We start from the raw sequence: 10,704 nt of genomic DNA, 5'->3' as shown, positions 1-10,704 counted from the left end.
TCCAGACAAGACCATCCAACCCACACGGAAACCAGCGATACGATGAGATTTTGACAGGCCATTCATGCTGACACAGAAGACATCTGGTGCCAGACTCGCCACAGGCGTATGCACATGTCCATCCATGACCATGCGGTCGTAAATTTCATCCGCAAAGATAATCAAATCGTTTTGACGGGCAATCTCAATAATCTCCAACAAGAGTTCCTTAGGATAAAGGGCTCCAGTTGGATTATTTGGATTGATAAGGATGATCGCCTTGGTATTGGAAGTGATTTTTGACTTGATATCGTCAATATCTGGATACCATTCTGCAGCTTCATCACAGATATAGTGAACGGCATTTCCCCCAGCTAGGCTGACAGCTGCTGTCCAGAGAGGATAGTCTGGCATTGGCACTAAGACTTCATCCCCGTTGTCCAAAAGCCCCTGCATAGACATGACAATCAATTCACTAACACCATTTCCAAGGTAGATATCATCAATATCTACATTTGGAAATTTCTTCAATTGACAATACTGCATGATAGCCTTACGGGCTGAGAAAATCCCTTTGGAGTCAGAGTAACCTTCACTATCACGCGCATTCATAATCAAGTCATGAATGACCTCGTCTGGCGCTGTAAAACCAAATTCTGCTGGATTTCCTGTATTCAGACGTAAAATCTTTTCTCCATTTGCTCGCATTCGCATGGCTTCTTCCAAAACAGGACCACGGATATCATAAGCAACATGCTCTAACTTACTAGACTTGTTATATTCTTTCATCTTGTTTCCTCAATTCATCAGGATAGTAACATTATACCACTAGAAAGAAAATGCGACAAGTTTACTGAAATGTGTTACTAGTTTCGTATAGAAGAAAAGCCTCACTAAAAGCGAGGTCAAGACAGGGGAGATAGCAGGTATTTTGCGAAAGTCACATTACATACCAAAAGATAAACCTAGAAAAAGCAAGCCTAAAAAGGAGTCATAAAGAAGATTGAACATGAGGAAAAGTCCCCATATCATCAAGTAATCCCAACGCCCACTTCGTTTTGCAACTAGGAATAAAATTAGATGGTAGAGTACATGAAAGACTAAAAAACCTATAAACCCTGGATAAAGAAGCGGTACCAGACTCTCTAATTGCCAGACCATGATAACTTCTAGCAAGACTGAAACTAGGATGATTCCATAATAAAGGAAATTTGATTTTTGAAAAGCGTTTTTCATCATTCTCCCCCCTTCACTTCTTTCCTGCTATCCTTTCTTTTATTTTATCATATATTTATATAGATTTTAAGCGCTAATATTCTTTTAAAAAATACCTTTTTTGCTTTACTTCTATAGTGAAAAGGTTTACAATTATAGTAAGAAAATTTCAGGAGGTTTCATTATGGCACAACGTTACCAAAATATCATGGTCGCAATCGATGGTTCTAAAGAAGCGGACTTGGCTTTTGTCAAGGGAGTTCATTCTGCTCTACGAAACGACGCTAAACTCACCATCGCACATGTCATTGACACACGCGCTCTCCAAAGCGTATCCACCTTTGATGCTGAAGTTTACGAAGAACTCCAAGTCGACGCTGAAAGTCTGATGAAAGAGTACGAAAAACGTGCAAGAGATGCTGGTGTGGCAGATGTTCATATCGTCATTGAAATGGGAAATCCAAAAACCCTCTTGGCACGTACTATTCCCGATGCTGAGGAAGTGGACCTCATCCTTGTTGGCGCAACTGGTCTCAACGCCTTTGAACGCCTCTTGGTCGGCTCTTCATCTGAATACATCCTCCGCCATGCTAAGGTTGATTTGCTGGTTGTGAGAGAACAAGAAAAAACCCTATAGTCACGAAGAAAAGGAGCTCAGCGCTCCTTTTTGTTTACTATTTATACTCTTCGAAAATCTCTTCAAACCACGTCAACGTCGCCTTGCCGTACTCAAGTACAGCCTGCGGCTAGTTTCCTAATTTGCTCTTTGATTTTCATTGAGTATTATTTCTCTCTTTATGACGCTCATAAGCCTTGAGCTGGCGCTGCAGTTCCTTTTTAATAGCAGGTTCTGGAGCATATTTTTCTTCCCAATCATCTGGTTTTAAGATTTTATGGGTCACTGGATTAAAGTGAGCCTTGCCATCTGGAAAAATTTTCCCCATATTGGCATGATGAACAATATCAAAAATACGTTCTGGGTCCACCCCCATCAAGACAAAACTACCGTAGGTGAAATAAAGCGTGTCAATCAAGGCATCCACCTGCCCTATCAAATCTTGCTGAGCAGGCGTCTTCTTAGTTACTTTATCTGCTGCCTTATCAAGAGCTTGATGAAGTTGCGATACAGCTTGATCAAAGTCCTCTTCAGAAGGACTGGCAGCTCGAACAAACTCCACCAATTCTTCTATTTTAAAGCCAGCCCTGTGGGTTGCACCTTCTAAATCCCAAGCTCGAGGTTCTTCTTGGGTTCGTTCATCCATCATGTGGTGGAAGGTCTTGACCTTATTGAAATGATAGTCACGGCTGACAAAGACTTTTTCTGATGCCAGAACACCAAAATGTTCCAGGGCCTTGTGGATTCCGTCTTGCTGATTACTAGTGGTAATGTGCTTGGCCACTTCCTTAACACTGCTACTACCATTTCCCATAGCGACCGACATACCGACACCAGCCAGCATTTCAAGGTCGTTATCTGAGTCACCAAAGGCCATGACTTGGTTGAGATCAAAACCATATTCTTTCCCAACTCGTCGAATGCCTTCCAATTTAGAGTTTCCTTGATTGATGACATCTGCTGCAAAAGGATTGCTACGTGTCAATTTCAAATCTTCAAAATCAGCTGCTGCCTTCTCAGATTCTTCTGGTGTCATCAGCATCAAAACTTGGTAGATGGGCTGATTCATCAGATGAAGCAGGTCTTCTTCCTTTTGGGGAACAACCTTGCTGACCATACGATTAAAGGAATAACTCACCGTCCGAGTTAAAACTGAGGGAACGAAGCGACTGATTCGTTGGGAAAAAGAACCCAAACCAAAGGACATGATTTTAGAACCCAACATGGCTTCCTTGGTCCCTAGGGCAATCTCCTTACCCTCTTTTTTAGCATACGTAATAAGCTGGCGCAAATGTAACTTGGAAATTGGGCTCGTGAACAAGACTCTGTCTTTAGTAAAGATATACTGGCCATTGTAGGTTACCGCAAAGTCCAGGTCCAAATCGTCCATCAATTCCTTAACAAAAAAAGGTCCTCGACCCGTTGCTACACCAACAAGCACCCCTTGTTCTTTGACAATCTTAATCGCGTCCTTAGTGGATTTCAAAACACTCTTGCGATCGTTGACCAAGGTTCCATCGATATCAAAAAAAACAGCTTTGACTTCCATCCTATCCCAATCTCCCCTTTTGTGATACAATGATTATACCACATTTCAGAAAGAGTGAGTAAATCATGCCTAAGAAAATCCTTGTTTTACATACGGGTGGGACTATTTCCATGCAGGCCGATGCTTCTGGCGCTGTTGTGACGAGTTCAGATAATCCCATGAACCATGTGTCCAATCCTCTTGAAGGAATCCATGTCCACGCCTTGGACTTTTTTAACCTGCCAAGCCCTCATATCAAACCCAAGCATATGCTGGCCCTCTACCAAAAAATCAAAGAAGAAGCGAATAACTATGATGGGGTGGTGATCACACATGGGACAGATACCTTAGAAGAAACAGCCTATTTCCTTGATACCATGGAAGTTCCTCATATGCCTATCGTTCTAACAGGTGCCATGCGCAGCTCCAATGAACTCGGCAGTGATGGTGTTTATAATTATCTAAGTGCTCTACGAGTGGCTAGCGATGACAGGGCTGCTGATAAAGGAGTTTTGGTCGTTATGAACGATGAAATCCACGCTGCCAAGTATGTTACCAAAACGCATACAACCAACGTCGGCACCTTCCAGACTCCAACACACGGGCCACTTGGTCTCATCATGAAACAGGAAATTCTCTACTTCAAAACAGCTGAACCTCGTGTTCGCTTTGACCTTGATCACATACAAGGCTTGGTCCCTATCATCTCGGCTTATGCTGGTATGACAGATGAGCTGATTGATATGCTGGATTTGGAACAATTGGACGGTTTGATTATCCAAGCCTTCGGAGCTGGTAATATTCCCAAAGAAACGGCTGAAAAGTTAGAAAGCCTTCTACAAAAAGGAATCCCAGTCGCCCTGGTTTCACGATGCTTTAACGGTATCGCTGAGCCTGTTTATGCCTACCAAGGCGGGGGCGTGCAGTTGCAAAAATCTGGTGTCTTCTTTGTTAAAGAACTCAACGCCCAAAAAGCCCGTTTGAAACTCCTCATCGCCCTCAATGCCGGACTAACAGGACAGGCTTTGAAAGACTATATGGAAGGGTAAGTCTCTTTTCTAAAAACAAATCAGGAAATCTTCACGATTCCCTGATTTTTTCTATTTACGTTTTCGTGTTGAACGACGTTCTGTCAAACCATGAGGTAAGAGAACTTCACGTTCTTCCAACTCTTCTTTGTGCATAATCTTAGTCAACATACGCATACTAATAGCACCAAGGTCATAGAGAGGTTGGGCAATAGTTGTCAAGTTTGGACGGGTAAAGCGTGAGACTTGCGAATCATCACTAGTAATGATTTCAAACTCTTCTGGTACTGATACACCCTTATCAGCAAGGCCGTTCAAGACACCTGCTGCCAGTTCATCACCTGTTACAACTGCTGCAGTTGCGTTTGATGAAATTAAACGCTCTGCCAAGGCATAGCCATCTTCATAAGTGTATTTAGACTCAAATACCAATCCTTCGCTATAAGAAATCCCTGCTTTTTTCAAGGCTTCCTTGTAGCCAACCAAACGAACCTTACCATTGATGTCATCCACTAATGGACCGCTAACGAAAGCAATGCGCTCATTTTCTTTAGCAAGGTAGGTTACTGCATCAATCGTTGCTTGTTTGTAGTCAATATTGACACTTGGAAGCTGATGTTCTACATCCACAGTTCCTGCAAGAACAACTGGTGTTCGAGAACGAGAAAACTCTGAACGAATTTTTTCAGTCAAGTGGTAGCCCATAAAGATGATACCATCCACTTGCTTAGAAAATAGTGTATTGACAACTGAAACTTCCTTGTCATCGTCCTCATCACTATTAGCAAGGACAATATTGTACTTGTACATTTCAGCGATATCATCAATCCCTTTAGCAAGCGTTGAGAAATAACCATTGGTAATATTTGGGATCACGACACCGACAGTGGTTGTCTTTTTACTTGCAAGACCACGCGCCACTGCATTTGGACGGTAATCTAAACGGTCAATCACCTCAAGCACTTTTTTTCGAGTATTCTCTTTTACATTCTTATTGCCATTGACTACACGGCTAACTGTCGCCATTGAAACTCCTGCTTCACGGGCGACATCATAAATCGTTACTGTATCGTCTGTATTCATTCCATTTCCTTTCTATATCATACCTCACGAGACTCCAAAAAAGAGACGGTATGAAAATTTCGTTTTCATGATTCTACTTATTCCATTTTATCACTATTTGTAAACACTTTCAAGCATTTTTTGAAGATTATTTGAAAAAATTTCATAGGAAGCTATGTTTATGAAGAAAAAATCACCTTTTCTTGATTTTTAATCCTATTTGCTGTATGATAAGGGAAAAGAAAGGGGAAGAAATATGGCTTTTACCAATACCCACATGCGGTCAGCTAGTTTTGGCATTGTTACCAGCTTGCCTGATGACGTTATTGACTCTTTTTGGTATATCATCGACCATTTCTTAAAAAATGTCTTTGAATTGGAAGAAGAACTTGAGTTTCAATTGCTCAATAACCAAGGAAAAATTACCTTCCACTTCTCAAGTCAACACCTCCCTACAGCCATTGATTTTGATTTTAACCACCCTTTCGACCCTCTTTATCCCCCGAGAGTACTGGTTTTAGATATGGACGGTAGAGAAACTATCCTCCTCCCAGAAGAAAATGACCTATTTTAAAAACTCTAGCCTTCAGTTGCAAGTGACTGAAAACTAGAGTTTTTTCTATTGTTTCAAAGCATTATACAAGTTGCGGATAGGTTGCTTTAATGTAGGATGGATAAAATGAGGCGCAATTTCTTGAAGAGATTCAAGAACAAAAAGACGTTCTGCTATATAAGGATGAGGCAAGATGAGGTCGTCTGTATAAAGAATCTGATCCTCTACAAAGAGCAAGTCCAAATCAATCAAACGAGGTCCCCAATGCACTTCTCTAACCCTTCCCATCTCTGACTCAATGGCTAGTAAGGTATCTAACAAGACTGGGGCGGGCAACCAGGTTTCCACCTCAACCACTTGATTAGTAAAGCTATCTTGCTCCACACCACCCCAAGGCTCCGTCGTCAAGACACTGGACTCTTTGAGAATATGGATACCTCGAGCTCGCATTTTCTCAATGGCTTGTTTCAAGTTTGCTTGTTTATCTCCCATATTGCTTCCTAGGGCGATAAAGGCTCGTTGCTTGCGGCGATGAATGGTTACCGAGCAAGTATCTAGTGGCAAATGCACCGGTGCCCAAGGTTTTTTCAGTTCCAACTTCATTTCTTGGACAAGAGGATAAGCCTCAAAAGTACGTTCCACCAGTTTATAAGCTACCGTTTCAATCAAATCTTCACTCGTTTCCTGAAACCAAGTCGTCCACTGCTGACACAGTTCTCCATAATGGACAGAAGCCGTTAAATCCAAATCTGTCGCCGCCTTGGTCATATCATAGGATAGGATTGCGGAAATAACAAACTTCTGCCCCAATTCTTTCTCACTAGGAAAAAGACCATGATAGCCAAAAATTTCCAAATCCTTAATCTGCAGTTGATCCATAATGATTCCTTTCTAGAAAAATCCGCCCAAAGCGGATTCTTTTTATACTCAATGAAAATCAAAGTGCAAACTAAGAAGCTAGCCGCAGGCTGCTCAAAACACTGTTTTGAGGTTGCAGATGGAAGCTGACGTGGTTTGAATTTGATTTTCGAAGAGTATTATAGTCCCATTAAACGATAAGCCTGATCTCGGAGGTCCTTATCTGTTTCAAATAGACCACGAGCTACTGTCGTCAAGGTTGCAGTGCCTGGTTTTCTAACACCTCGCATGCTCATACACATATGTTCCGCCTCAATGACAACAAAGGCTCCTTTAGCACCTAGATACTCCATCAAGGCATCAGCCACTTCGATATTCAAACGTTCTTGAATTTGCGGCTTTTTAGAATAAACTTCAACCGTACGGGCTAGCTTAGACAAACCTGCCACACGGCCATCTGGAATGTAGGCAATATGTGCTCTCCCATAAAATGGTAGAAAGTGGTGTTCACACATGGTATGGAAAAAGATATCCTTTTCTACCACCATATTATCGTCAATAATCTCAAAAGATTTTGACAAATGTTCCTCCGCTGTTTGACCAAGCCCTGAAAAAATCTCTTGGTACATACGAGCCACACGAGCAGGTGTTTCCTGCAAGCCCTCACGGTTAGCGTCCTCTCCGACAGCCTCGATAATCATTTTTACAGCTGCTTCAATCTTTTGTGTATCCATTTTCGTTTTTCCTCTCCATCAGATAGGCTCTCACTTGGCTCAAGAAATACAAGGAACCCGTGACAATCCTAACTGTTTGTTTCTCTTCTTTTTTATCTGTCAATTTCTGCTCTAGAAATTCTTGCCAACCTTGGTAGCTGAGATTTCTAGACTTTGCTGCCTCTTCCAGCACGCTTTCATCAGTCGCCCGACTATCGTCAAAATGTGTCAAAGTAAGCTCGGTATCTGGAATTTGCTTCAACAAATCCAACATATCCTCCAAGGCCTTGGTTTTGATGCAAGTAAAGAGGATTTCCTTACGATAATCCGCAAAGCGTTCTTGCAAGGTTGCTAATAAAGCTTTGATAGCATGGGGATTATGGGCCCCATCCAAGATAATCAAGGGCTTCCTTGACACGATTTCCAAACGCCCCGGCCAACTTGTTTTTTCCAGGGCTTGAGCAAGCAAGTCATTACTTGCTAGCTCTCGACCATCCTCTTGACAAAATGTATCAAGTAAAGCTATGGCCATCCCAGCATTCTCTATCTGGTGCAAACCAAGCAGGCCAGTCTGGAAGCGACCTTGTCTGACAACACTTGTATAGTCAAAGACTTCGCCTGTAACCACACTCTTTTGATGGCTGACCTGATAATCTGTCCCGTAGGCAAATCTCGGCGCATCTTTCCCTTCCGCAATGCGGTCAATCACAGCCAAAGCTTCTGGAGCAATACGACCTGTCACCAAGGGAATACCTTGTTTGATAATACCAGCTTTCTGCTCTGCTATGGCTTCCAAGGTGTCACCAAGTAGGGCTACATGGTCCAATCCAATAGTCGTAATTCCTGTCAAAATGGGCTGACAGACATTGGTACTATCTAAAAGTCCACCCATGCCGACTTCCATGATGGCCACATCTACTTGCTCTGAAGCAAAGTAGTCATAGGCTATGGCTGTGATAATCTCAAATTCGGTCGTTCCTTGTAAAGCAAGGCCCTTCTCCCCCTCAAGCAAAGACTGATAGTCCACCATGAGAGCTTCTAGTCTCGCTTCTGGGATAGATTCCCCATTGATGCTAATCTGGTCTGTGTAATGAATGAGATAGGGCGAGCTAAACACGCCAACTCTCAGCCCTAGCTTTTCCAACATATTTTTCAAAAAAGCAATGGTCGAACCCTTGCCATTGGTCCCTCCGATATGGATGACCTTGAGTTTGAAATGGGGATTGCCACGCAAAGCTAACAATTCCACCATTCGTTCCAAGCCAAAATGCGGTTGGTCCGTCCGATAGTTGGCAATCCACTGATTGTTTTCAATTTCTTTCATCTTATTTATATTGTTTTAAATCTAAATTTTCCGCTTCATCAGCCAGACGAATAGCGGAGGCAATTTCAACTGCCATCCTGTGACTAGCTACATCATGCACGCGCACCACTTCCACACCCTGTCTCGCAGCGATACTGGTTACATGAGCCGAAGCCGTATCCCGATTTCGGAAACCAAGCTCTGTCTCAGGATTGACTTCAAAACCACTTTCTTCAAGGATATTGATGACAAAGCGCTTGCGCGACACTCCAAGAAAGATTGGATAGCCCTTCTGATGTAGTTTATCCAGGTCCCGTAAAAGAAGCAGATTTTCTTTCTTGGTCAGACCAAAGCCAATTCCTGGATCCAACAAGATATTTTCTGGTGCAATACCAGCTTCCTCTGCTCTCGCTAGTGCTCGTTCAAAGAAAGCCTCCATCAATTCTTCGATTGTCAATTTTTCAAAGTCAGCTAACTCTTCCTCTGTAAAAGCTTGTCCAAAACCAAAATGAGGGAAGATGAGCGAGCTAGGGTGCTGAGGTCGTGCCATAACTGGATTAAACATAATGACTACTTTCGCTCCAGCCTTAGCAACCACATGGGCCATTTTTTCATCACCCATGAGACCAGTGATATCATTGACTAGATTGGCACCAGCAGCCAAAGCAGCTTCTGCTACCTGACTCTTCCAAGTATCAATAGAGATGAGGACATCACTTTCCTTGCGAATAGCTTTGATCACTGGAACAACACGCTGGATTTCCTCTTCTATCTCAACATAGCTACTTCCCGGCCGAGTTGATTCTCCACCGATATCTAGTATGCTGGCTCCTTCTGCTATCAATTTACGAGCCTGCTGGAGTGCCTGCTCAAGAGCAAAAAATTGACCACCGTCCGAAAAGGAGTCTGGGGTTACATTGATAATTCCGCAAATAGCTGTCTTCGCATGATTGGCTTTACTTGACATATCGGTCACTCCCTCAAGGCTTTTCACCATATTATTTCTCTATTTTACCATAAAAAGAAAAAGATGGACACGATTGCATTCATCTTTTTCCCAGTAGAAACAAGTAAGCAATTGTCAAAAATCTTAAACAGAAATCCCTAATGTCCGACTAATGATCACCACAAGAGCCAACAAACAGAAAGCAACCCCATTCACAATCATGTGAAGCAAGATAGACATTTCCAAACGTTGGGTCTTGTAAGCCGTCCAAGACAGAACAGTCGACATACCTCCATAAATCAATAAAGAAGGTAAATTACTTGGTTGATGCAATAAAGCAAACACAATCGTACCGACTACAAATCCCAAGTTCTCTTTTCCTCGGAAAATCTTTTTAGGAACAATCCCACGGCACAAGATTTCCTCACAAATCGGAGCAAGCAAGGCCAATAAGAAGAAACTGGAAATCAGAGAACTATTCTGAACCATATCGTTAATCTGAGACTGGTTACCTGTTGTCGTCTCATTTGACAGTTGTAACAAGATAGAACCAAGTATATTTGAACAGATAATGACTAAATAACTCAAGCCCAAACGTGCCAAATCCTTCGCTCTAAAAAAAGAAAAATTAAAACTTGCTAATTGCGTTTTACGAGCTCCAAAAATAAATAGTGCCAAAACCACAATCGAAATACCAGCAACTATCAGTCCTGACTGCAACAGTTGTACTGCATTTAAAGTTAAAATAGCAGTAACCCCTATAGGAATCTGATATAAAATTGTCGCCAGCAAAAAGATTAACAGCCAACCTGCACGATTCAATAATTCTTTCCACATATTTTTCTCTTTCATCACCCATCTCCTTTATATTAAAAAAGGGGGAAAATCCCCCTGGGTTATCCT

Annotated in this window: 12 protein-coding genes; 3 read left to right on the top strand and 9 right to left on the bottom strand. The window is 42.2% G+C overall.

Translation table 11 applies throughout. The features are described from left to right. Together PAN06_RS05335 and PAN06_RS05330 are read right to left on the bottom strand one after the other, a co-directional pair. The coding region (locus PAN06_RS05335) for an aminotransferase class I/II-fold pyridoxal phosphate-dependent enzyme (protein ID WP_269795786.1) at positions 1–768 on the bottom strand (768 nt) is incomplete at its 3' end. A gap of 156 nt (positions 769–924) precedes the next feature. Further along, complete coding sequence (locus PAN06_RS05330; RefSeq protein ID WP_023947049.1) at positions 925–1,218, bottom strand: hypothetical protein; 294 nt, start codon at positions 1,216–1,218, stop codon at positions 925–927. 160 nt (positions 1,219–1,378) lie between these two features. Here PAN06_RS05330 and PAN06_RS05325 point away from each other — a divergent pair, with 160 nt between their 5' ends. Then, complete coding sequence (locus PAN06_RS05325; protein ID WP_024058091.1) at positions 1,379–1,831, top strand: universal stress protein; 453 nt, start codon at positions 1,379–1,381, stop codon at positions 1,829–1,831. A 136-nt stretch (positions 1,832–1,967) separates the two neighbouring features. On the opposite strand, the gene PAN06_RS05320 is transcribed toward PAN06_RS05325, so the two are convergent. Beyond that, positions 1,968–3,359 carry a Cof-type HAD-IIB family hydrolase gene (locus PAN06_RS05320; protein ID WP_269795785.1) on the bottom strand — a complete coding sequence of 464 codons (1,392 nt, stop codon included), beginning with the start codon at positions 3,357–3,359 and terminating at the stop codon, positions 1,968–1,970. Between the two features lie 65 nt (positions 3,360–3,424). On the opposite strand from PAN06_RS05320, the gene PAN06_RS05315 reads away from it, so the two are divergent. Further along, on the top strand, positions 3,425–4,387 hold the full coding sequence (locus PAN06_RS05315) for an asparaginase (RefSeq protein ID WP_269795784.1): 963 nt from the start codon (positions 3,425–3,427) through the stop codon (positions 4,385–4,387). A gap of 51 nt (positions 4,388–4,438) precedes the next feature. Here the strand turns inward: PAN06_RS05315 and ccpA are convergent, their stop codons facing one another. After that, complete coding sequence (gene ccpA, locus PAN06_RS05310; RefSeq protein ID WP_001090628.1) at positions 4,439–5,449, bottom strand: catabolite control protein A; 1,011 nt, start codon at positions 5,447–5,449, stop codon at positions 4,439–4,441. Between the two features lie 235 nt (positions 5,450–5,684). Between ccpA and PAN06_RS05305 the strand changes: the two genes are divergently transcribed. After that, positions 5,685–6,002, top strand: a complete 318-nt coding sequence (locus PAN06_RS05305) for a DUF960 domain-containing protein (RefSeq protein ID WP_000886035.1) — start codon at positions 5,685–5,687, stop codon at positions 6,000–6,002. Between the two features lie 45 nt (positions 6,003–6,047). On the opposite strand, the gene folK is transcribed toward PAN06_RS05305, so the two are convergent. The 5 genes from folK to PAN06_RS05280 all read right to left on the bottom strand — a co-directional run bounded on the left by folK (position 6,048) and on the right by PAN06_RS05280 (position 10,653). After that, positions 6,048–6,860, bottom strand: a complete 813-nt coding sequence (gene folK / locus PAN06_RS05300; protein WP_269795783.1) for a 2-amino-4-hydroxy-6-hydroxymethyldihydropteridine diphosphokinase — start codon at positions 6,858–6,860, stop codon at positions 6,048–6,050. Between the two features lie 158 nt (positions 6,861–7,018). Continuing rightward, the gene (gene folE / locus PAN06_RS05295) at positions 7,019–7,573 is read right to left on the bottom strand and encodes a GTP cyclohydrolase I FolE (protein ID WP_000380917.1); all 555 of its coding nucleotides are present in this window, start codon (positions 7,571–7,573) and stop codon (positions 7,019–7,021) included. Continuing rightward, a complete protein-coding gene (locus tag PAN06_RS05290; protein ID WP_269795782.1) occupies positions 7,554–8,876 on the bottom strand; it encodes a folylpolyglutamate synthase/dihydrofolate synthase family protein in 1,323 nt (440 codons plus the stop codon). The genes folE and PAN06_RS05290 overlap by 20 nt, the downstream gene beginning before the upstream one ends. 1 nt (position 8,877) lies before the next feature. After that, complete coding sequence (gene folP, locus PAN06_RS05285; RefSeq protein WP_269795781.1) at positions 8,878–9,852, bottom strand: dihydropteroate synthase; 975 nt, start codon at positions 9,850–9,852, stop codon at positions 8,878–8,880. Between the two features lie 93 nt (positions 9,853–9,945). Beyond that, positions 9,946–10,653 (bottom strand): CPBP family intramembrane glutamic endopeptidase, encoded by a 708-nt coding sequence (locus PAN06_RS05280; protein WP_269795787.1) that lies wholly within the window; start codon positions 10,651–10,653, stop codon positions 9,946–9,948. Positions 10,654–10,704 lie beyond the last annotated feature (51 nt).

It is taken from the genome of Streptococcus sp. SM3 (genome assembly GCF_027497875.1).
This window is presented reverse-complemented; position numbering and strand designations above follow the sequence as displayed.